Source organism: Leptolinea tardivitalis (assembly GCF_001050275.1).
Lineage (GTDB): Bacteria > Chloroflexota > Anaerolineae > Anaerolineales > Anaerolineaceae > Leptolinea > Leptolinea tardivitalis.
Map to the genome: position 1 here is coordinate 382,159 of NZ_BBYA01000009.1, position 23,059 is coordinate 405,217.

The window sequence follows — 23,059 nt, forward strand, 5'->3', positions numbered from 1 at the left end:
TTTATGTAGAAGGAAGTATTGCCGCTTGCATCTACCCTGCATAGAGTTCTGAAGGGTTAATAAAATTTATAAATGATATTCCATCGGTGTGAACCGGATGCCGTTCACCGTTTGCTCGGTGTTGGTATCTACAAAACCCAACCGGTGATAGGCATTTACGGCATATGGTGATGAATTAACGGTGATCTTGCTCACGTCTCCGCGAGATTGGCAGGATCCCAAAACCTGGTTAAACAGAGCCCGGGCTATTCCCCGGCGGTGATATTCTTTTCGCACAAACAACAGGCAAATATGACTGATATCGCGGACGGCAATCACTCCGGCCAGCCGGTCATCAATGCGGCAGCCCCAGAAGCAGAGTTCGCCTTTTTCAAATTTTGAAACCACATCTTCATATCTGTTGAACGTCTTGAATTCGTTGATGCCCTCTTCGGAATACTCCGGGGCTTCAAATTCCATGAACACATCCATAATCAGGTCGAGTGCGGGTTTCAGGTCTTCTTTGGTCAGTGGGGTAATATTCATTCTTCTTTTCCAATGACAGGTCTTACAGCGATTTTACCCCGCAGACTTGATTCCGCCCATCCGGAAGGCTATAATTCAAACAGATGTTCGAAATCCATCATCAATCCGGGGAAGACCATGCCGCTTGACTATGCCAGGATACAGGAGCAATTGATTGATCTTTCCGAGCAGTTTGCCGAACGGCGGGCTGCCGAAGTGGGGAATGCCTCACATGCCGCCGTTCTTCTTGACAGTCTGGCCGGGCAGACTGCAGAAACGCGCGAGAAGATTATGGCGGCTGCAGAGGCCAATCCCGGCCTGCGCAGTGCCATCCCTACAGACGAAGATCTGACGGGCGTTTTTATGCCCCCGGTTATCCATAAACATTACACCCTGCTGGCGGCCGATGGATCTCAGGTCAACCCGAACCGGCATGACAGTATCCCTTTCGGGGTGATCAACATCGGGGTGTTCCGCCTTGATTCAACCCTACAGGTGCCGCCCCGTGAGATCGTGGAGACGGAGCTGCTTCCGTTGGATGCGATTTACAACGAATTTGGACTGGTCGGTGAAGAGGTCATTGCCCTGCGGCGTGATCTGCGCGAGCGGCAGACACTATCACGGCTGGCCGGAGAGATCGACGGAACCGTCCTGACTCTGACGGATGGCCCGCTCGAATTATTCCGCGACCCGCAGGGCAGCAGAGAGACGCAGCACGAATTTGAGCAATACCTGTCGGTGCTGCGCGAATTGGCGGAAATGGGGACGATCACTGCCGGGTATGTTGACCGCCCTGGCTCCGATCTGGTGGTTCGCATGCTTGAAATCGTCAGCCGGAAATCCGGCGGTGAGACCGGAGAAGAAAACACCCGTCCGCTGGCGCCGTTGACCGATGCATTCCTGTTTCAGAACCGTCTTCCGCCCGGGGCACGATCCGCCATTTTTGCCATCCAATCACAATCGGCTTCCAGTTTTACCGGAGAGACAGCCCTGCACTTCTTTTATCTGAATACCGGTTTCACCGATAAACCGTCACTGGCACGGGTGGAAATCCCGGCCTGGGTGGCGAATAATACCGAGATGTTGGGGCTGCTGCATGCCGTCCTTCTGGAACAATGCCGTCATTTGGGCGGTCAGCCATATCCCTATGCCCTGCACCGATCCCATGAAATTGCCCTGGTCACAATGCTTGATAAGGATCAGATCGAAGGGATGATCAACCGGGTGCTGGTGTCACAGGGGCTGCCACCGGCTATGCCTTCCAATAAACAATTTGCCAAAAATCTGTCAGGAAGAATGAGGAACCGCTGATGCTTCCGCTTACTCCCACATCCATTCAAATCGGCCGCCTGCTGCGAGCCTCAACCACCGGCTGTGTCATCGGCTGCCAGGTCAACCAGGTGGAAAACCTGACCTGCGGCGGCATGGTGCGCATACCGGCTGCCCAGGGGTATGAAATATTCGGTCTGGTGTATGACATCCATATTGATGATGACGGCCTGGTGCGTCAGCTTGTGACGGCAGAGCACGTCAGTGAGATGGTGATTCAAGACAACCGCCTGAACCGCAATATCCCGGCAGAAATCAGTGTGTTGTTTATCGGATACAAAAAAGATGGCAAGGTTTCCCACCTGCTGCCGCCGCGTCCGCCGCTTTCACTGGATGAGATTTTTTCATGCAGCGCGCAGGAAATTCTCACGTTTACATCAGGCAGCCGGTTCGGTTACTTCAGGCACATTCTGGGTAATCCAGACCTTCCGACCGGGGAGCTTCTGGCTGCCCATTTGCAGCAAACCCATGCCATCTACCGGCAAATTCACGATGAAACCTGGCTCGAAAGCGCGGTGAGCGAATTGATTGTGCTGCTGCGGGATGATTACGAGACCCTTAACCGGGTACTCGGCGCCATCAGCGAGATTTATCAGGATTGAACTGGAGAGAAATCATGACACCCAATCAACCCATCCAAAATCCCGGAGAAAATCCTGAAATCGGCTACATTGTCGGCGGGTCGCTGAAAGACAGCCTGAATGCCCGGTTGACTGTTCCGGCGCATGATGTACAGGAAGGCAGTTTTGTGGTCACCCGCAGCGGAGACTGGCAATTTTACGGCCTGGTCACCAACCTGGTACTCGGCTCGACCAATCCACGTTTTGCTGATGAACAGAGCGAGCAGCGTCTGCCTCCCAATGTGGCACGCCTGCTCCACGGTCAGACGCTGTTCACCAATCTCGAAATCCTGCCAGCCTTGATGCTTGACCGCGGTCCTGAACCCGGAACTCCTGCCTATGAACAATGGCTGACCACCCATCCCGAGGGACAGCACCCGCTGCCGGTAAAGACCGTCCCCGCGCATCATTCCCCCGTGCGGTTGGCGGCGGCTGGCGATGTGGCTGAAATCTTCGGCGACCCGGCAGACGGCGACGGCCGGCATTTCATCATCGGTCATACCTGCGAACAGGGTCACCCGGTTTGCATCGACCTGGAGAAATTTGTGCAGCGGTCTTCTGGCGTTTTTGGCGCCACGGGAACGGGAAAGTCCTTTCTCACCCGGCTTTTACTGGCCGGGTTGATCCAGTACAACAAGTCGTCTCTGCTGGTGTTTGATATGCACAACGAATACGGTTTTGATGACACCTCATCAGACACCAATACCAAAGTCCCCGGCCTGCGGACGAAATTCCCGGCGCGGGTGCGGGTGGTCGGCCTGGGTGCCTCAGCCGCGGTGCGCGGGCGCACACCGGATTACACGCTGGAAATTGCCGAAAAAGACATCCAGCCGGAAGATATCGAACTGTTGACCCGCGAATTAAACCTCAAAGAAACCACCCCCACCACACTGGATGCGCTGGTGCGCAGTTTCGGCAAGGAAGACTGGTTCCGGGAATTCCGGAACCTGCGGCCGGGAGCCACCGAAGAAACCGACGATGGAAAGAAAGTTCCGGCGGAAGACAGTGTGGAAGCCTGGGCGGCACGCGAAGGGATCCACCCGGCAGCGGCGGCCGGCCTGCACAGCAAATTGACGCGCGTCTTCAACCGTCCGTACATTTTGGAACAGCCGGCATCCGATGGATTGAGTGAGATCATCAAGTCACTGGAAGCGGGTCAGCATGTAGTGCTGTCATTTGGCAAGAACGAAAGCGACCTGGACTACCTGCTGGTCACCAATCTGCTCACCCGCCGGATCCGCGAAGCCTGGGAGAAAAAGACCAACGATTACCGCAGCAATCCGAACAATAACAATGAACCGCGGCCCCTTGTCATAGTGGTGGAAGAAGCTCACAAGATATTGAATCGCGAGATGGCCTCACAGACCACCTTCAGCACCATCGCGCGGGAAATGCGCAAGTACTACGTCACCCTGCTGGTGATTGACCAGCGGCCTTCACAGATTTATGACGAAGTCATGTCGCAATTGGGCACGCGCATTTCCGGCTGGCTGGGTGACGATCTGGATATTCAAGCGGTGCTTTCCGGTCTGGCTGGTAAAGAGTCACTGCGAGGGATGCTCTCTCGGTTGCAGCCAAAAGAGGAAGTGCTGCTGCTCGGCTGGGGTGTTCCCATGCCTCTGCCGGTTCGGTCCCGCCGCTATGACGACCGCTTCTGGGCGGAGCTGCTCGGTCGCGGCAGCACCGGTCCGATTGATGTGGATAAGACAATTAAAGAAATAGGCTTCTGATAGAAAAAGTAAACATTTTAATGAGCAGGCATCCATTAATATGTTATTTTGTCATTTTGATACTTCTATGCGCCGCCATCATCTTTGGCGCGCGTTCCATGGGAGAACAGGGTGCCTACCTGGCCCAATTCTATATGTTGACACCGGCTATTGCTGCTCTGATTACCCGTCAATTTTTTTATGAGCCCAAATTCTCGGATGCCTGCCTGGGTTTTGGACGATGGCGCGATTACCTGAAATACTGGCTGGCCGCCATCGGAATCACGCTTCTCTCCTATGGTTTCTTCACCCTGCTTGGCAGTGTGACCTGGGATTTCACCGGAAAGGTTTTTCTGGATCGTCTGGCCGCGCAGTTCGCGGCAACCGGTCAGGATATGAATACCTCATTACCTGAAGGTTTCACGCCGTTAACCATGCTGGTCATCTACACCATTGGCGGGCTGACGGTGTTCAATATTTTCCCCGGCATCATCACCGGCTTTGGCGAAGAATTCGGTCACCGCGGCTTCATGTTTCCACAGCTTTATCGAATCAAACCATGGGTTGGCCTGATCATTGGCGGCCTTATCTGGTATGTCTGGCACCTCCCGCTGGGGTTGGTTCTCCCTCAATCCATTGAACCGCTGACATGGCAGGTGGCGCTGAATTACCTCATCCTTGCGGTGGGTTCAGTTTGCGCCTTCATTTTTCTGGCGTATGTATATGTCAAGAGCGGGAGTGTGTGGGTCACGGCACTCACTCATATGACGTTGAATAATTCAGCATCCGCTTTTTCGTATTACGTGGTGATTCAGAACCAGTTGCTGGCCAACCTGGGTCTGACCCTGACGATGTTGGCGGTGGTGGCCTTCCTGTATTACCGGAAAGAATTGGATGTGTTCCGAACACAAAAAGTTATTACATAATGTGAAAGATTTTTTTCAAAAGTAACCGTAGGGGCGTACGGCCGTACGCCCCTACAACAGGTTGGACGTAACAATTCTAAAAATATCCTTGTTTGATCGACTAATTAAATACGCCGGTAGTATGGATCGTGTCCCATTCTACCGAAAAAGTTCTAGGTTATTTAGGCGCGGCCATAAAAAGCAGCCACACAATAACGGCGATGGCCATACCAAAGAATACCCCGGCAATGACCTGGCGCGGAGTGTGCCCGATCACTTCCTTGAGCTGTTTCTCATTGATCGGCTGCCCGGCAAAAATTTCGTTAATCATCCGGTTGATGCGTTCCGCGTGCATACCGGCCTGACGACGGACACCGGCGGCATCATATACCACGATCATGGTGATGGCAAAAGACACGGCAAACACAGAGGAATCAAATCCTTCAAATAAACCGGCTGCCAGTGTTGTGGCAGACATTAACGCTGAATGCGAACTGGGCATTCCGCCCGAACTGAACCACAATCCCCAGTTCCACCGGCGTGTACGTGAATAATGGATGAAGGGTTTGACTGCCTGTGCCAGGAACCATCCCAGCAGGGCGGAAATGAGTATGCCGTTACGCAGAAGAGCGTTGATCATACGTCGTCAGACTTGTCCTCCGGAAGCTCACCGCCCAGGGTGCGGATACGCAACTCCGCCTGGTCCAGCAATTGTTGACAGTGTTTGGCCAGCGCCTGTCCGCGTTCAAACCAGCCAATGGTGGCTTCCAGGTCTGTCTGTTCCTGTTCCAGCAGGGCAACAATTCCATCCAGTTCGGCATACGCCTGTTCGTAGGATAATTCTTCCACGGGTGTCTGCGTAATGGCAGTGGTTTTTTTCGTCATAGTCTGATTTTAATCCAGTCTGGTGGATTCGACGCGGCTTATGGCAGACCCGCGGGAAAATGTGGTTGTAATGTGGTCGCCGGATGAGATCTGGTCAGCCGACCGGACAATGATTCCATCTTCCCGGCGTACCAGGGCATAACCTCGCTGCAATATCCCCTGAGGATTCAAAGCCGTGAGACGTCCAACACGGTTTTCAAGCTGGGCTTTATACACCGTCATCCGGTGTGACAGGCTGCGTCCAATCTGGAGAGAAAGCATATCCACCTGCTGGCGTTCCCGTTCCACCCGACGCTGAGGGGATTCTCGGTTAAGGCGTGCTGCCGCCTGAAGAAGAGCTGCCCGGGCCGAATCAATGTTCCCGATTGCAATTGAATATATATCATCGAAAACATTCTCAATCTCGCGGGAAAGGTCATCACGGGATGGTGTGGCGGCCACCGCAGCACCGGTGGGCGTCGGGGCGCGCAGGTCGGCAGCAAAATCCGCCAGGGTAAAGTCTGTTTCATGACCGATGCCGGTGATGACCGGGGCTTCTGATTCGGCCACGGCGAACACCACCCGCTCATCATTGAATGCCCACAGGTCTTCCATGGAACCGCCGCCGCGCGCCAGCAAAATCACATCAGGATGAACTTCGGTGTTCAATTTGTGAAGCGCTGTGACGATTTCACCCGGAGCTTCCACTCCCTGAACGGCCGCGGGTGAAATGACCACCTCTGCAAGGCAATACCGTCCGCGCAGAGTGTTTAGCATATCCTGCAGGGCAGCTCCGGTGGCGGAGGTGACAATTCCGATAGTGCGGGGACGTTCGGGAAGCGGACGTTTGCGTTCCTCGTCAAACCAACCGTCAGCTTCCAGGCGGGCTTTCAGGCGCAGGAATTCCTGGTAAAGCTCACCCTCACCGCGCATCCTCACGGCATTGACGTATAACTGGTAGGTGCCATCACGCTCGTATACAGAGACAGCGCCGTGAGCTTCAATTTGAGACCCCACCTGAAACTCGGGAATGCGGAAGGCGGCAGACCGCCAGATGACGCATTTGATGGCCGCACCGCCATCTTTGAGGGTGAAATAAATATGACCCGATGCCGGACGCGAGAGGTTGGAGACTTCCCCGGCGATCCAAACATCCTGCAAAAGAGGATCACTTTCCAGCAGGGTGCGCAGGTACTGGGTGACTTCCGTCACCGTGAATGATGAAGGTCTGAGCAGGGTAGGTTGGAACATGCCTTAACTGTACCCGGAAATAGGATTTACAGGTAGTAAACCCTTATTTTCCCATGGCGAATCAATGGGAACCAAAGATCGCGTCAGTGATGCGATCTTCTTTCACCTCCTCTAAAAAGAAGGTCTTATTTCTTGATAATCTCCAATTTCGCCAGTGACGCGGCCAGCCGTTTGAACCCTACTGTGTCAAAGAATACATCCACGGTTTCATCACCGTCTTCCAGAACGCTCTTAACCACCAGACCTTCCCCCCAGACCTCATGCTTCACCCGGCAATTGGCCGGAAAACGCTGTTCGACGGCCGGTTTGGCCTGCCGGGGAGTGGGTTTGAAAGAGCCGTATGTCGGCGACGGTGTGGTCCAGTTGGCGTAACTTTCCGTCCGGCGTTCCCTCGGAGAGGAGTAAGAAGAGGAAAAACCGCCTCGGCTTGAAGAGACTGCTCCCTGCTGGAGCAAAAGTTTGGCAGGAATATCTTTGAGAAAACGAGACGGCGCGGAGTTGTCATATCCGCCGTACGTACTGCGGCGATCAGCGCGGGTGAGGTAAACGCGGTCTTTTGCACGGGTAATGCCCACATACAACAGACGACGTTCCTCGGCCATTTCTTCGGGGTCATCCAGCGACCGGCTGTGCGGCAGCAGGCCGTCATCCAGACCGGTAATGAACACGATGGGGAATTCCAACCCTTTGGCGGCATGCAGAGTCAACAACGTGGGAGCTTCCACATCTTCCGCCAGTGTGTCCTGGTCAGATACCAGAGCCAGCCGCTCAAGAAATTCGTCCAGGCCGCGATCTTCAAATTCTGCTGCGATCTTGCCAAGCTCGAGAACGTTTTCCCAACGCTGGTGGCCTTCCTCGGTGGTATCGTCAATATATTCCTGGTAGGCGGTATCTTCCAGAATCTGGAAGAACAGGCGGGTTAGGGGCATCCCTTTGGAGCTGGCCTCCCGCCAGGTGTTCAAATTCGAACCGAAATCGGCCAGACTGAGAGCACTGCGACCGCTGAATGAAGCAAAGTGGGCGGATTGCTGTCCGAGTTTGCCGAGGTCTGCCAGAACTTCTCCGGCAGAGATGTTCATCTCATGGGCGCGCTGCTGCAATGTGGTCACTGTCTTATCGCCAATGCCACGTGGCGGCACATTGATGACCCGTGTCAGGCTGACCTCATCACTGGGGTTATAGATCAGCCGAAGGTAGGCGATGATGTCTTTGACTTCACGCCGGCCGTAAAAACGCTGGGCACCCACCAACCGGTAGGGCAGGTTGGCTCGCAGAAAGGCTTCTTCCAGCAGGCGGGATTGGGCGTTGGTACGGTACATTACCGCCACCTGACTGCCTTTCCATTTTTTTGCTTTTAAATTCTGCCGGATGGTATCAGCCACGTAATCGGCTTCCAGTTTGTCATCAGCCGATTCAAACAGGGTGATGGCTTCACCTTTGCCATTATCAGAGAAAAGCCGTTTGGGGGTGCGGTTGATGTTGTGATCGATGATGGCTCGGGCAGCATCCAGAACCGTTTGCGTGGAACGGTAATTTTGTTCCAGCAGAATTTTCTGGCAATCGGGAAAATCGCGTTCAAATGACTGCACGTTTCGGTAATCTGCTCCACGCCAGCGGTAAATGGATTGGTCTTCATCGCCCACCACGAACATACTGGCATTGCCAACAGCCAGTGAGCGTAAAATCTGGTACTGGGCGGTGTTGGTATCCTGAAATTCATCAACAAGAATCTCGCCGAACCGGCGGCTGTACCGGTCGCGCACGGCCTGATTCTGAGTCAACAGGTTGACCACTTCATTTAGAAGGTCATCAAAGTCAAGTGCATTGTTAACTCGCAGTAATTCCTGATACCGGCGGTAAACCCGCAGATTGACCTCTTCACGATAATTCCGTGAAGTAAGGTCATCGGGAGTTTGCATATTATTCTTGGCCGTTGAGATGACGCTGCGGATGCTGGCCGGTTTGAACATCTTTTCATCGATATTCAATTCTCGAAGAGCTGTCTTCACAAGGCTTTGCTGGTCATCTTCATCATAAATAACAAAATTAGAAGAGAACGGAAGGTTCTCTGCTTCGCGCCGCAAAATACGGGCGCAGATGGCGTGGAAAGTACCCAGCCAGATACCCTGCGGTTTTTCTCCCAGCAGATCTTCTAACCGGCTTTCCATCACACGGGCGGCTTTGTTGGTGAAGGTGACTGCCAGAATATTGGATGGCGGCAGGTGATACTGGGTAATCAGATAAGCAATACGATGAGTGAGAACGCGGGTCTTACCCGAACCGGGTCCGGCCAGAACCAGAATGTGGCCGGGTGGGGCGGTGACCGCCTGTTTTTGCTGAGGATTTAAACCGGAAAGGAAATCAGGATTGGGTATCATAGCGGGGTGATTGTACCCCAGGAATCGAGTAGAATTTCAATCTATGTCATGGGAAATTATGGGACACGAATGGGCTGTTCACCTGCTGAGCGAACATATTCGCAGCGGCAGAGTCAGACATGCCTATCTGTTTACCGGACCGGCCGGCGTGGGAAAGCGAACACTGGCGTTGAAGTTCGCCCAGGCGCTTTTATGTACCCAACCACCGGCGCCAGGTGAATTTTGCGGAGAATGCCGGCCCTGCAAACAAACGGTACTTCAACAATTTTCTGATCTGACGATACTGCAGGCAGAAACGATCGGCGGCGAGATGAAGGTGGATGCCGTGCGGGAATTGCAGCACACCCTTTCGCTTACGCCGTTCGAAGCAGACCGCCGAGTGGCCGTGCTGCTGCGTTTTCAGGAGGCTAATGAAAACGCCCAGAATGCCCTGTTGAAAACGTTAGAGGAAGCTCCGGGAAAATCAATCTTATTATTAACGGCGGATACGGCGGAAAATTTGCTGCCCACCATTGTCTCACGTTGTGAACTTCTGCGGCTGCGCCCGCTTTCGGTGGAACACCTGGCCAGTGACCTGACACAAAGACAGGCAATTCCGGCTCCCGATGCACTGTCGCTGGCACGTATCAGCGGCGGCCGGCCGGGAATTGCCATTCGTTTGAACAGTGACAGTAATTTAAATTCCAATCGCAAACAATGGATGGACCATCTTCTGGGATTGTTACCTGAAACCCTGGCGCAGCGGTTTGATTTTGTGGAAAAACAGGTCAAGATACGCAATAGTACCAAAGAGGAACGTGACCTGCTCCGTATGCGGCTGCGAGAAGGTTTTATCTTCTGGCAAAGCCTCTGGCGGGATGTCATGTTGCAGGTCACCGGTCTGGGGGATGAAATAGCCAATGTGGATTACCGCACTCAGATTGAACAACTGGCCAGCAAAGTGAATGAAAACGAAGCCGCCAGACAAATCAATTTGTTAGAAACCACATCGAGCCGGTTGGGAAGCGCCAATATTCAGCTTTTGATTGAAGCTCTGGTGATGAACCTGCCGACAGTCCAGCTTTAAGATTTGTCCGCTGGCTAAGTCTGGTTCGATGGTTGAGCCAGTCGAAGCCCCGCTGGCTGAGCTCGTCGAAGCCCCGCTGGCTGAACTCGTCGAAGCCCCGTTGGCGAGCCGGTCAAAGCCCCGCTGGCTGAGCTCGTCGAAGCCCTGCCCTGGCCCTCGACAGGCTCGGGCAGCGGAAGTATTTCGACGGCAGCCAATATAAACATATTCGCTTTTGGTACAATGCAAATAATGAAACCTGCTTATTTAAACCTGATCCGCATTATTCTGCCGTTGATCGTCATTTCGGCTGCTGTGGTGTTATTGCTGCAAAACCTGCCAGAGACAAAACAGGCTGTTTCACCCACTCAAACCAGAGTTGAAATTACAGCTGCTTCCTCTTCCATCGAGAATACCCCCATCCCTCCAACACCCACGGAAACACCTGTCAGTACAAACACCCCGACGGAAGCCGTTACACCCACGGCAACCGCTCCAGTCGTCTCATACCCGGTTGGACCAGATACCTATCCGGAGGGAATTAACCCGTTGAATGGATTGCCGGTCAATGATCCCTCCACCTTAAAACTTCCACCGGCACTGCTGTCCATCAGCAATTCTCCGGTCACTGCGCGTCCGCAGGCCGGACTCTCCTTCGCACCGTTGATCTATGAAATGTTCATCGGCGCCGGGAACAGCCGTTTCCTGACCATCTTCTACGGTGATTTACCGAAAACTCCTGAAAATGATAATCCCGAAATTGGTCCCATCCGATCCGGACGCCTGGCTTATGAACACATTCGAAAACTACTGAATGGCTTTATTGTCATGGCGTATGCCTCGGTCTGGGTCACACCGGAATTGAATTACTTCCACAACCTGCAGACAGAACATCCGGATGATATCAACGGCGCTCGACTGCGGGTTAATGACCTTACTGCCTTGAAAGAGAATTATCAGAAAGAACTTGGCGAACCCAATCCGATCGGCTTGAAATTCGATCCGACTGTACCAGAAGGCGGCAAAGACGGTCACACCATCTGGCTGCCATACGCTTATGTAGACCAGGTCTGGTGGCATTATGATAAGGACAGCGGAACATACCATCGCTGGCAGGACAAAGAAAATGGCAAGGATTTTACCGAGCAGATAGACAGTTTGACAGGAAAACCTCTGGAAATTGAAAATGTGGCTGTGATTTTTGTCAACCACATCGCTTATCGTGAAACCCTCATTGATTTGACATTGTTGTATACCAACCGCGAACGGGCGCTGTTTTTTCGTGACGGTCAGGTTTTTGAAGGATACTGGACAACAAAAGGCGAAGAGTATGAGAAAACCACCGGCAGGCTCCGTCCTCTGCGCTTTCTGGACAAAAACGGCGATCCTTTCCCGTTGAAACCGGGCCAAACCTGGGTGGAAATTGTCACACAGGAAACACCAGTCTATGAAACCCAATACACAGATGATTATTACCGGCTGGTCAACAACAGAGAACCAGGCTCGGGTATCTGGGCTGTACGGTTTGTACATCCCGAGAACATGCAACCCAACCAATGATTATCCGGTAACCATGCCCAGACCCTATACCTTCAGCGAGTACTCTCCAGATTGGCCTTTGGAATTTGAACGGGAAGCCAGCAGATTGAAAGGTTACCTCAAAGAAAACCTGACGGCCATCTATCATATCGGCAGTACGTCCGTCCCTGGATTGGCTGCCAAACCGGTAATCGATATTCAGCCCGTTGTTTCGTCCATCGAGCAAGTTGATGAATTGACCCCTTTTTTAGAAAGAGAAGGATATAAAGCCTGGGGTGAATATGGCCTGCCCGGTAGGCGTTTCTTTACCAAAGACCGAAATGGATATCGCACGCATAACATTCGTTGTTATCCTGTAGGCCATCCGGATATCGAACGACACCGGGCTTTTTGTTTATACCTGTGTGCCCATGATGTTGAGCGCAAGGAATATGAGGCGGTTAAAAGAGCTGCTTTTGCCCACAACCCTGGAAACATCGATGGGTATATGGATGAAAAGAATGGCTGGATCAAACATCTGGAGCCAATCGCAATTGACTGGTTTAGAAAACAAGTTTCGTAATATTCTCAAATATGTCCTAAAATTAGCATAAAGAGAAATTACAGGATTGTAGATTGGATTTGCCAGGGTATCCTGTACAATGGATTTGTCGTGTTGGTTTTTATTCAGGATGAAATTATGCGCAAGACAGGAATAGTCCTTATTCTTCTGCTGGTTCTACTGATTTGTTCAGTACCGTTTGCAACCACACCGGTGGCTGCTTCGACACCGGAGCCTGATCAAAAGATAGCTGCCGTTGAACCAAGCGGTCCTACCAATTATCCACAAGGTGTGAACCCCCTGACCGGTCGGCCGGAAGAAAATCCTGATAATCTCTTCCTTCCGCCGGCAATGGTTTCCATTTCCACATTCCCGCCTTCTGCACGCCCGCAATCCGGTCTGTCCTTCAGCCCCTGGGTATTCGAACTCTTCATTGGCGAAGGCATGTCCCGTTACCTGGCACTTTTTTATGGCAGTTATCCTGAAGCAGCCGTCAAAGACAAAGACGATGTGTTTTCTGCCACTCCCACTCCAGAGATTGGCGATCCATCCATTGGCCCGATTCGCTCCGGCCGTCTTCCATATGAGAGTGTCCGCAAGTTATACAATGGCTTTCTTGTGATGGCATCTGCATATTCCAAAGTGGCTGAAAAATTGAATGATTTCACCAATATCTTTGGATCTGATAGCAGCGGGGCGGGCAGTTCCATCAAGGTGGCAGACCTGCAGGCTATCGCCGAGAAATACCGCGGAAAAATCAAAATCACAGCCGAAGGGTTGAGCGGAATGCGGTTTGATCCCCAACCACCCACGGGCGGCAAATCGGCAACTCAAGTCTGGTATCCATATGCCCTGCTTAATCAAATTGTGTGGCAATATGACCCGGCACTGGGAGCCTATACCCGCTGGCAGGACGATGCCGATGGGAAGACATTCATTCAGGCCACCGACCGGCTGAATGGGAATGTGTTGTCATACGAAAATATTGTGATTTTGTATGCTGAGCATCATCGTTATGCCGAAACCCTTCTGGATGTCGATCTGATGTATGTGAACAAAGGGAAGGCAGTCTTATTCCGCGATGGCCAGAAGTATGACCTGTTCTGGACCACACGCAGCGATGAATATGAGAAAAAGACCGGCATGGTACGGCCGATCCGATTTGTAGATGCCAATGGGGATCCATTCCCATTCAAACCGGGACAAACCTGGGTGCATCTGACTCCGGTCGGCGCTCCGGTATATGAAACCACCCCCTGGAATATGGCGGATATAAAGGATGCCACCCTGGCCTGGCAGCAACATAAGCGTTCGCGCCAGGATGGGTCAGGTTACTGGACGGTGGAGTTTTATCAACCGGCCATTGAACCGAAACAGTAAATTCAAGGTCATCTCTTGCAGAAAAAGGATTGAAGGGGCATAATAGCCCTGTTTAAACAGAACAAAAATCCGAGTTAATGTATGACACGGTTTCAAGGGATGGAAATCTATTCCATAGGTCATGGCAACAGTCTGGTTTCTCAGTTTACCGAACTGTTGAAAAAGTATGATATTCAAACACTGGTTGATGTACGCTCCACACCATACAGCAAACATTGCCCGCATTTTGACCGCGAATACCTGTCGTATTATTTACAGAACAAAGATATTCATTATATTCATATGGGTAAGAAGCTGGGGGGACGGCCTACGGATCCAACAGTGTATTTCGCCGGAGTGGTTCCACAGGACTCACATGATTTCCTTCATCTGGTAAATTACCCTGAAATTATGACGCGTGAGTGGTTCAAGAAAGGGATTGACGACCTTCTTGAAGTTGCATCCACCCAGCGGACAGTATATATGTGCAGTGAAGAGGATCCATCCACCTGCCATCGGCATTTCCTGATCGCGCAATATCTTCTTGGTCTGGGAATCGACGTAAAACATATTCGGGCCGATGGAACTATCGTGGAGGCCCACCAGCTTGCCAGGACACCTGAGAAGAAAAATAAAAAAGTAGAAAACTCTGATATGCAACTTCAATTATTCTGAGCATGAAAATTTTCACCATCGGTTTTACGAAAAAGACAGCACAGGAATTCTTCTCCATTTTGAAAGAAGCTGGAGTTAATTGTGTTGTGGATATCCGTTTGCACCCTGACGGTCAACTGGCCGGATTTACCAAGCAGGGTGACCTTCAATATTTTCTACGGGAATTGATTGATTGTGATTACCATCCAATTCCACGATTGGCTCCCACAGATGAGATTCTCAAGGCTTATCGAAGCGGTGGCACATGGGATGCCTATGAACAGGCTTTTTTTGAACTTATGAAGTCGAGGGGAGTGCCAGACGTAATAGACAAGACATTGTTCATGGAAAAGAATTGTTGCCTGCTATGCAGTGAACCCACACCGGAAAAATGCCACAGGCGGCTGGCAGCGGAACTTCTGGCGAATGCCTGGGGAGATACACAGATAATTCATTTATAAAACCATCATCAAAGAGGGGTTATGACACTGACGCACATCTTAATCACCGATGTAACCCGTATGCAGCATGGCCATGTTTGCGTGGCTGGAATTCAAAAAGGGGGAGGGAATATCCGTCCGGTTTTACCACATTGTGGCATTCCAGAAGACTGGCTTTATCAGGATGAGAAAGCCATTATCCGTCCATTTGCCTGTGTTGAATTGGATCTTCAAAAGGCTTTTCCGAATAATCCCCATACCGAAGACTGGGTGATTGATCCGGAGACACGTATATTTCATGAATTATTGCCTGAAGACATCAGGGAAAGTCAATTGACCCGTTATATCGACTCTTCTGTTGCAGACATATTTGGGGCCGATATTTATGATGATTTCGGCTGGTATATCAAAGAGGGTGAGGGTAACAGGTCTTTGGGAACGATAATTCCTAAAAGAATTGAGAATGTGGTTTATCGTCAAAATGATTTTGGTGATGGTATGGATTACCGAATCCACTTTAAGGATGCAGCCGGGCATCACTATCGATTAAAAGTAACAGATCTCTCATTCCGGTATTTTTTTGACCATCGCCATACAAAGGGAAATATTTCGTGCGAAGTATTGAGTTTTAATATGACAGAATATTTCCAATCGGCCGATGTCATCCTTCGAATCGGGCTGACCAGACCCACATGGGAGAAACATCCGCATTGCTGCGCTTTACAGATCACAGGTGTCTATACATTTCCTGATTATCTGGAAGGACGTTGTTTTGCTGATTTCCGACCGGAGAGTTAGTATTGGGGAAACTCTCTCCAGTTTGCCAATGGTGATGTACAATTCAAAACTGCTTTTTGAACCTTACACAACATTTGATGTTTAAGGTACAGTAGAATCGGAACAAACTGAAGCAAACGATCGTCATTAAGAAAGCCATATTTACTGACTGGTTGATACAACCATCGAAAAAAAAGGAAAATGTCTATGATTCACAAAACACGCACTCTGGCGGGATTAATTCTCCTGTGTCTATTGCTGGCAGCCTGTGGAAAGGCTGAGTCAAAAGAATCGCAGGAAGCCACCAAAGCCGCTCAGGCACAATCGGTGTTGTTGACAGCTCAATCCAATGTCAACGCCATACTCACCCAGACAGCCGCCGCTAAAAAACCGACCACAGCTCCCCTGAAGCCCACCAATACACAGGCGGCTGCCGCCGTTATTCCCACCCTGGCAGCACCCACCCAGAAACCGGCGGTTGTCAACAATAACACCGGAACAGACAGTGCCGCTATGGCCAGTGAAACAGTTCCAGATGGAACCACCTACACCCCCGGGAAAACCTTTACCAAAACCTGGCGGATAATGAATACCGGCACGGCAACCTGGTCAACAGATTACAAACTGGTGTTTGTAGAGGGTGACCAGATGGGTGCATCCGGCACTGAATACCGGATGCCCATTCCGGTGGATCCGGGAAAGATTATTGATCTTTCTGTTTCATTTAAGGCACCGGATGCTGTCGGAACATACCAGGGTTACTGGGCTATTAAAAACCCGAGCGGAAAAACATTCGGATTTGGATCCAATTCCAAATTCTGGGTGAAAATTGTTGTCAGCGCAGCTACACCCACAGTCACCGCTACTATCCCGGCTGCCACGGCGACCACAGTCGCCCCCACGGTTGCCCCAACAGCGGCACCAGAAGTTACTCAACAAACTACTCAAGAAACACCGAAATAAAATTGTTAGAAAAACACGCTTGCAGAATCTTCGGGATAACATATATGTGTTATCCCGTTTTTTTTATACTATTTCGATTTCAATTTTTTCATTAATTTTTTTTGAAATATCTTGAAGAATAGATTTTTTCTCGAGTGTACTACTGTGAGTAATTATATAATATTGACCTAATCTATACTGGCTAGGACCATATCTCTTGTCTTTGTATAAACAAACTAATGGAATTTTATTTACTACAAAATTTAGTGACTTCACACGCTCAACACCGATTTTATTTATTGCATTTACAAATGATAAAGCCGCGGTTTTTTCTTTTATCTGTGTTCCGTCTGAAAAAGTGATTCGTAAACCTGTTTTCCCCTTTTTTTTAGCAAGTGGAATATGTCTTTCAATTTTTTTACTATTTACTCTTTGTCTTGTTGTAATATCAAATCCGCGATTCCATTCATCTCGCAGTTTTTCAAGTTTCTCACGAAATGTACTTAATTCTTTTCCTACACTACCGAGATTCCCTGCTTGAGAATAATCACCATTCTTAAAAAAATTTGCACCCTCATCATTTAATTGTTCTATTACTAGTTGAATTTCATCCAGCATAAGCTCAAATGCAATATTAACCCCATCTTGATTCATTTTTGCCCCTTTGATTTGAAAAATTTACATAATAAATAATTACTCTTTGGGATTATACATTACTTATTTATTTTCCAGCTTAAGACTATCTTTGGTAATCTTGCAGCGCTTTGATTCGTTTGGCAATCATCGGATGGTCACTCAACACTTCACCCAGCACATTTTCCAGCGAATCGTCTTCGCGTTCAATAACAGCCAGGGCACGTTTCAATCCTTCGGCGGTATTGATATCGCCAACAGCCAGTTGAGCCAGGGCGGAAATACTCTTGAGGGTACTGCCGCAGGCAGCCCGCCCGGCGCGGTCAGCGCTGTATTCACAGGCCCGGTTCCACCAGCGGAAGGCAAAGGTGAAGATGATGGCTGCACCCAATGATGACGGCATTCCTGCCATTCCGCCAAGCAGAGTATTGAGCCAGGTGTGACCGAATACAATATGCCCCATCTCATGCCCGATGACGAATTTCAACTCATCGGCGTCCATGATTTGCAGCATAGGCTCATACAAAACAATCACTTTGGGTGAATCCAACCCGAAGGTATAGGCATTCACCTGCTGGGATGGCGCAATAAACATCTCAACCGGCTCGCACCCCAGGGTATAGCGACACTCCCTGACCATTTCACCCAGTTTATCCAGCGTTTCATTCTCACCTGTTGGGTGGTCGACAGGAACGCGGATGGCCTGGCGCATCAATGTGCGGTGGTGATCCTGGTTTGCCTGATAGCTGAACATGACAAGCACTGCCAGAATGACGGGTATGACACAAACAGTCAGTCCGGTGGTAACCACCAGCACACCGCCCACCACCAGCAGGGTAGCCAGAAAGATGGGTGTTTCAGAGGGATAGCGAGCCGGCCGGTTCATTTTAGTTTCAATCCGAAATTCAGGATATCTTTCACCAGTTCAGGGCCGGTGTAGATAAGGCCAGTGTAGACCTGAACAAGCGAGGCCCCTGCATCAATTTTCTCCTGGGCATCCTGCGGGGTGATGATTCCGCCGCTGGCGATCACCGGCAAGTTCCCGCCGGTGCGGGCAACCACTTTACGGATCATTTCGGTATTCAGAGATTTCAATGGTTTACCGCTCAATCCACCGATCTCATTCGCCATATGAGAATGCAGTTTCGGCCGCTTTACTGTGGTATTGCTGATGATCACGCCGTCAATTCCAGTATTTGTAACAACATCCAGGGCATCATCCAGCTCTTCATCGGTCAAATCGGGGGCCAGTTTCACCACCAGGGGGACATTCCGGCCAGTGGCTTCGCAGGCTGCGGTGACTTCAGCACTCAACGGACCCAAAAGATCCGTCAACGCCTTGCGAGATTGCAACTCGCGCAGACCGGGAGTGTTGGGTGAGCTGACATTGATCGCCAGGTAATCTGCCAGCGGGAAGAATTTTCGGATAAGGATAAGATAATCATCAAGGGCTTTTTCGTTGGGGGTTACCTTATTCTTGCCAATATTCACTCCCATGACAAAGCCATTTCCCCGTCCGCGGGCGATTTTCTTTGCCAGAAAGTCAGCGCCGTTGTTGGGGAAACCCATCCGATTGATGACAGCTTCATCTTCCACCAGACGAAATACCCGAGGTTTCGGATTACCCGGTTGAGCTTTGGGGGTTACAGTTCCTACTTCGATGTGACCGAAGCCCAGGGCAGCCAGACCGCGCCAGCCCAGACCGTCTTTGTCATATCCGGCGGCCATTCCCACCGGATTGGGAAAACGCAGACCCATACAATCCACTTCGGGGCCTTGTTTCCTGGCCCGATACATCGCGCGGACCAGAGCCGTGGCAGGCGGAAACCACCCGGCCAAAGAAAGCATATAGATGGTCGTGTGGTGAGCCTGTTCCGGTGTGAGTAAGTAAATCAGAGGCCGAAACGTTTTATACATCATGATTTTATTTTCCCGGTTGTTTCAGAAACTCCCGAACGGCATTGATCTGATCTAATGGGATGCGTTCTTCTGCTTCCCAGTGATCCAGCAGGCCGGTCAAGGTTAATGCGGAGTGTAATTTGTAGCCGGCAGCTTCCAGCGCTTCGCTTGCGCCAGATTGTCTGTCAATCAGCACGGCGACGTCTTCTACGACAAGACCAGCCGATGCGAGTTTTTCAATGGCTTCAAATTTGCTTCCGCCGGTTGTTGCCAGATCATCAATCACTACCACCCGCTCGCCGGGTTTATAAAACCCTTCGATCTCCGCACGGGTACCGTATGCTTTGGCTTCCTTGCGCGGGTAGATCACCGGCCAGCCGGTTTGCAGGCTGATGGCTGTGGCAATCGGCAGGGCTGCATATGGCAGGGCAGCCAGCCGGTCGAATTTAAGCTCTTTCAAAATAGGAATATAGGCGGCCGCCGCCTGGGCCAGAAGGTCAGGGTGTGAGACGAGCTGGCGCAGGTCAATGTAAATCGGTGAAATCAAGCCTGATTTAAGGGTAAATTTTCCGAACCCGATACATCCGTCAGTGAGCAATCCTTCCACCAGGGCATCTGAAATGCGGCGCTTGCCATTTGTTTTGGAAGCCACAGCCGACGGATTGCACAGGCTGATCTGCCGTTGAATTTCAGTATGCAGGTCAAGCGCAGCTTTGCGCATATCGGGTGCTTTGGAGATGGCCCTTGAGACTGGAATGAGCAGGCCGGATTTATCCGCCCGCAGACCTTCACGCAAGGCAGCCGCCAGGTCACCCCCCTGGGGACCTACTCCGGGTGCCAGTATCCACATATCAGGGACCAGTTCACGTACACAGTGCAGGGCTTCCACCTGGGTGGCGCCTACCACCAGCCCGATATTATTCCCGGTGTTCCATTCCTGTGCCAGCAGGGCGACTTTTTCAAAGAGACGCAAAGGTATATGTTCACCGGCGAGATGAAGGTCTTGCAGGTCAACGGCGCCCGGATTGGATGTTTTACACAGCAGAAAAACACCGTGATTGGGATTCTTCAAGAATGGCTGGATGGAATCGTACCCGAGGTATGGGTTCAGTGTAATGCCCCCGCCCTTCAGGTTCTCAAAGGCGGATCGGGCATAGGCTTCTGCCGTGGAGGAAATATCCCCCCGTTTGCTATCCAGAAGGACAGGAATATCCGATGGAATGGCAGCCACAACCTCTTTCAAGGCCTGCCAGCCTTCTGGACCAAAGGCCTCAAAGAAAGCCGTGTTTGGTTTATAAGCGGCTGCGATATCTGATGTTGCTTCGATTAACCGCAGACTAAACTCCCGGGCGGCGCTGGCAGTCGGCTCTACCAGTTCTTCCGGTCGCGGATCGATCCCGATGCACAAAAGGGATCCGATCTTTTTGCTACGATCTTCCAATTGGGCGAAAAACGGTTTCATCCCCACCTCTTTTTACGGTTGATTATACCTTGCCTAACACGAGAGCAAGCAAAGCCATACGAATGTAAAGGCCGTATTCCATCTGACGGAAGTAGGCTGCCCGCGGATCATCGTCCACTTCCATGGCGATTTCATTGACACGTGGAAGAGGATGCATGACGATCATTTCCTCTTTGGCTTTGGCCAGTGTGTCAGTGCCAATCACATAGCTGCCTTTGACAGCTTCGTAGGAGGCTTCATCAGGGAAGCGCTCTTTTTGAACGCGGGTGACGTAAAGGACATCCGATTCTCCCAGGCAGGAATCCAATTTCTGATATGCCTGCTGGGGAATGTTTTTTGCTTTGATTTCATTGATAACTTCTTCGGGCATGCTCAGAACTTCGGGAGAAACATAATTGATTTTCACATCAAAGAGTGTGAGCAGCCGGGCCAGCGAATGGACTGTGCGGCCGTGTTTGAGATCGCCCAGCATGGTAACGGTCAGGCCGTCTATCTGCCCCATCTCTTGATAGATGGTGAACAGGTCTAACAATGCCTGAGTGGGATGTTCACCCACACCATCACCGGCATTGATCACCGGTTTGCGGGCATATTTTGCGGCTATAGCTGCAGAACCGACTTCTGGATGTCTAAGAACGATTACATCGGCATAGCATTCGAGTGAACGGATGGTATCTGGCAGAGATTCACCTTTGGAAACGGAGGAGTATTTCACCTCATTAATCGGGATGACCGATCCACCCAGACGTTCCATGGCTGATGTGAAAGAAGCAGACGTACGAGTGGAGGGTTCGTAAAACAAATTGGCCAGAATTTTTCCTTTTAGCAGGTCAAATGTGCCGATCCGGCGCACCATTCCCTGCATTTCTTTGGCAACAGCGAAAATGTAATCCAGGTCTTTCCGGTCAAACTGTTTGACTGAAATGACATCGGTTCCGTAAAAACGGGTTTCCTTATGATCACCAAACGGAAGAACAGGGTTTGGTTTATAGGCAGGTGGTTCATGAGGGGTCATATTTACTCTCCTTTTCTACTAGCAATTATTGAATTCCATTAAGGGCAGGTCTGATATTCTGACCTGATCCAGATTTGGTTGTAATCTTTCCGTCTTGATAAACAACTTTGCCCCGCAGGGTGACGGAGATCACGCGGCCGGTCATAGTGTAGCCTTCAAAGGGTGACCATCCGCAGCGGGTGTAGGTGTTTGCGGCGGAAAACGTCCAGCGGGCTTGCGGATCTATTTCCACGAATGTATCGGGCTGTTCCGGCAAATGAAAGATGCGGCGCGGATTGGTCACACTCCGCGTGATGATATCGTCTATGGTCAAACGGCCTTCTGCCGCGGCAGTCAGATAGAGGGGCAGGGCGCTTTCCAATCCTGGAAACCCAGGAGGGGGATTTTCGCCATCTTTTTCCTGTAACGTGTGAGGAGCATGATCGGTGGCAAAGCAATCGATGTATTCAAGGTTGTCCCACAAAGCCTGTACATCTGCACGACTGGCCAGCATAGGCCGAACCTCGGAACGGCCGGGGCCAATGGTAGAAACATCATCCTGACTGAGGAACAGATGGTGTGGGGTGACTTCGCAGGTCACCGGAATGCCGCGTTCTTTAGCTGCCTTGATCAGTAGAATCTCACTGCGCAAGGAAATGTGACACAGGTGCACCGGACGATTGGTCAGTTCTGCCAGTAAGATGGCAGTAGCCAGCGATGGACCTTCAGCGTGCACACACAGGGGCGAAGAAGATGGCCAATTCCTGAAATGGTTAAGCCAATCTTCCATATTATTCAATTTCAATGTGCCAAATGTTTGATCAAGGTACATTTTCAATCCGGCAGTGAAAGGCGCCAGAGTGGCAGCTTTCGTCAGATTACCGGAACCGGCGCCTAGAAATTGGGCATAATCGCAAACTGCCTTTGTCCGGGCGGCGGATAGTGCTGTTGCCAGTGTGTCTGAATCTGTGACGGATGGTTTCGTGTTGGGCATGGCCAGCACCATGGTCACACCGCCAGCCAGGGCTGCCCTGGTACCGCTTTCCCAGTCTTCCTTATGCTCACCCCCGGGTTCGCGCATATGCACATGTGGATCGATCAACCCTGGTGTACGCATGGTCTCTCTCCGGTAATAGACAAAAAAAGAGAGCCCGATTCAGGCTCTCTAATAAAAATAAAATATTGATCTCCGCCGGGAAACGACGTCATTGACT

General features: G+C 51.0%; 23 protein-coding genes. 12 read left to right on the forward strand and 11 right to left on the reverse strand.

The genetic code is table 11. From position 1 onward, the window contains the following. Positions 1–66: 66 nt before the first annotated feature. Positions 67–525 carry a GNAT family N-acetyltransferase gene (locus LTAR_RS09120; protein WP_062421905.1) on the reverse strand — a complete coding sequence of 153 codons (459 nt, stop codon included), beginning with the start codon at positions 523–525 and terminating at the stop codon, positions 67–69. Between the two features lie 117 nt (positions 526–642). Here LTAR_RS09120 and LTAR_RS09125 point away from each other — a divergent pair, with 117 nt between their 5' ends. From LTAR_RS09125 to LTAR_RS09140, 4 genes are read left to right on the forward strand one after another with little or no spacing between them, the layout of a single operon-like run. Further along, entirely contained in the window at positions 643–1,815 is a 1,173-nt protein-coding gene (locus tag LTAR_RS09125; RefSeq protein WP_062421907.1) for a DNA double-strand break repair nuclease NurA, read from the forward strand. After that, entirely contained in the window at positions 1,815–2,435 is a 621-nt protein-coding gene (locus tag LTAR_RS09130; RefSeq protein WP_062421909.1) for a hypothetical protein, read from the forward strand. The genes LTAR_RS09125 and LTAR_RS09130 overlap by 1 nt, the downstream gene beginning before the upstream one ends. A gap of 14 nt (positions 2,436–2,449) precedes the next feature. After that, positions 2,450–4,183 (forward strand): helicase HerA domain-containing protein, encoded by a 1,734-nt coding sequence (locus tag LTAR_RS09135; RefSeq protein ID WP_062421910.1) that lies wholly within the window; start codon positions 2,450–2,452, stop codon positions 4,181–4,183. Between the two features lie 20 nt (positions 4,184–4,203). Further along, positions 4,204–5,088, forward strand: coding sequence for a CPBP family intramembrane glutamic endopeptidase (locus LTAR_RS09140; protein ID WP_081419911.1), 885 nt, complete (start codon positions 4,204–4,206; stop codon positions 5,086–5,088). A 157-nt stretch (positions 5,089–5,245) separates the two neighbouring features. On the opposite strand, the gene LTAR_RS09145 is transcribed toward LTAR_RS09140, so the two are convergent. From LTAR_RS09145 to LTAR_RS09160, 4 genes are all read right to left on the reverse strand, one after another. After that, positions 5,246–5,707 carry a divergent PAP2 family protein gene (locus LTAR_RS09145; RefSeq protein WP_062421913.1) on the reverse strand — a complete coding sequence of 154 codons (462 nt, stop codon included), beginning with the start codon at positions 5,705–5,707 and terminating at the stop codon, positions 5,246–5,248. Further along, positions 5,704–5,952, reverse strand: a complete 249-nt coding sequence (locus tag LTAR_RS09150; RefSeq protein WP_062421916.1) for an exodeoxyribonuclease VII small subunit — start codon at positions 5,950–5,952, stop codon at positions 5,704–5,706. The genes LTAR_RS09145 and LTAR_RS09150 overlap by 4 nt, the downstream gene beginning before the upstream one ends. 9 nt (positions 5,953–5,961) lie before the next feature. Next, entirely contained in the window at positions 5,962–7,182 is a 1,221-nt protein-coding gene (gene xseA / locus LTAR_RS09155) for an exodeoxyribonuclease VII large subunit (RefSeq protein ID WP_081419912.1), read from the reverse strand. Positions 7,183–7,307: 125 nt separating this feature from the next. After that, positions 7,308–9,560, reverse strand: a complete 2,253-nt coding sequence (locus LTAR_RS09160; RefSeq protein ID WP_062421917.1) for an ATP-dependent helicase — start codon at positions 9,558–9,560, stop codon at positions 7,308–7,310. Positions 9,561–9,603: 43 nt separating this feature from the next. On the opposite strand from LTAR_RS09160, the gene LTAR_RS09165 reads away from it, so the two are divergent. The 8 genes from LTAR_RS09165 to LTAR_RS09200 all read left to right on the forward strand — a co-directional run bounded on the left by LTAR_RS09165 (position 9,604) and on the right by LTAR_RS09200 (position 16,878). Beyond that, positions 9,604–10,626: a DNA polymerase III subunit gene (locus tag LTAR_RS09165; RefSeq protein ID WP_062531886.1), complete on the forward strand. Its 1,023-nt coding sequence runs from the start codon at positions 9,604–9,606 to the stop codon at positions 10,624–10,626. A 231-nt stretch (positions 10,627–10,857) separates the two neighbouring features. Next, the gene (locus tag LTAR_RS09170) at positions 10,858–12,165 is read left to right on the forward strand and encodes a DUF3048 domain-containing protein (RefSeq protein ID WP_062421920.1); all 1,308 of its coding nucleotides are present in this window, start codon (positions 10,858–10,860) and stop codon (positions 12,163–12,165) included. A 13-nt stretch (positions 12,166–12,178) separates the two neighbouring features. After that, a complete protein-coding gene (locus tag LTAR_RS09175; protein ID WP_062421921.1) occupies positions 12,179–12,706 on the forward strand; it encodes a GrpB family protein in 528 nt (175 codons plus the stop codon). A 117-nt stretch (positions 12,707–12,823) separates the two neighbouring features. Then, a complete protein-coding gene (locus LTAR_RS09180) occupies positions 12,824–14,065 on the forward strand; it encodes a DUF3048 domain-containing protein (protein ID WP_062421922.1) in 1,242 nt (413 codons plus the stop codon). Positions 14,066–14,146: 81 nt separating this feature from the next. After that, positions 14,147–14,719: a DUF488 domain-containing protein gene (locus tag LTAR_RS09185; RefSeq protein ID WP_062421924.1), complete on the forward strand. Its 573-nt coding sequence runs from the start codon at positions 14,147–14,149 to the stop codon at positions 14,717–14,719. 2 nt (positions 14,720–14,721) lie between these two features. Next, positions 14,722–15,159: a DUF488 domain-containing protein gene (locus LTAR_RS09190; RefSeq protein ID WP_062421926.1), complete on the forward strand. Its 438-nt coding sequence runs from the start codon at positions 14,722–14,724 to the stop codon at positions 15,157–15,159. A 21-nt stretch (positions 15,160–15,180) separates the two neighbouring features. Next, positions 15,181–15,936, forward strand: coding sequence for a dual OB domain-containing protein (locus LTAR_RS09195; RefSeq protein WP_062421927.1), 756 nt, complete (start codon positions 15,181–15,183; stop codon positions 15,934–15,936). A 186-nt stretch (positions 15,937–16,122) separates the two neighbouring features. Further along, positions 16,123–16,878: an NBR1-Ig-like domain-containing protein gene (locus LTAR_RS09200; RefSeq protein WP_062421929.1), complete on the forward strand. Its 756-nt coding sequence runs from the start codon at positions 16,123–16,125 to the stop codon at positions 16,876–16,878. A 63-nt stretch (positions 16,879–16,941) separates the two neighbouring features. Here the strand turns inward: LTAR_RS09200 and LTAR_RS09205 are convergent, their stop codons facing one another. The 6 genes from LTAR_RS09205 to LTAR_RS17520 form a co-directional block, all read right to left on the reverse strand. After that, on the reverse strand, positions 16,942–17,511 hold the full coding sequence (locus LTAR_RS09205) for a hypothetical protein (RefSeq protein ID WP_062421930.1): 570 nt from the start codon (positions 17,509–17,511) through the stop codon (positions 16,942–16,944). Between the two features lie 85 nt (positions 17,512–17,596). After that, a complete protein-coding gene (locus LTAR_RS09210; protein ID WP_062421931.1) occupies positions 17,597–18,376 on the reverse strand; it encodes a M48 family metallopeptidase in 780 nt (259 codons plus the stop codon). Next, entirely contained in the window at positions 18,373–19,410 is a 1,038-nt protein-coding gene (locus LTAR_RS09215) for a quinone-dependent dihydroorotate dehydrogenase (protein ID WP_062421932.1), read from the reverse strand. The genes LTAR_RS09210 and LTAR_RS09215 overlap by 4 nt, the downstream gene beginning before the upstream one ends. Before the next feature lie 4 nt (positions 19,411–19,414). Further along, on the reverse strand, positions 19,415–20,851 hold the full coding sequence (pyrF, locus tag LTAR_RS09220) for an orotidine-5'-phosphate decarboxylase (RefSeq protein ID WP_062421933.1): 1,437 nt from the start codon (positions 20,849–20,851) through the stop codon (positions 19,415–19,417). Positions 20,852–20,873: 22 nt separating this feature from the next. Continuing rightward, positions 20,874–21,866, reverse strand: a complete 993-nt coding sequence (gene pyrB / locus LTAR_RS09225) for an aspartate carbamoyltransferase (RefSeq protein WP_081419915.1) — start codon at positions 21,864–21,866, stop codon at positions 20,874–20,876. A 25-nt stretch (positions 21,867–21,891) separates the two neighbouring features. After that, a complete protein-coding gene (locus tag LTAR_RS17520; RefSeq protein WP_062421934.1) occupies positions 21,892–22,962 on the reverse strand; it encodes an amidohydrolase family protein in 1,071 nt (356 codons plus the stop codon). Between the last annotated feature and the right edge of the window lie 97 nt (positions 22,963–23,059).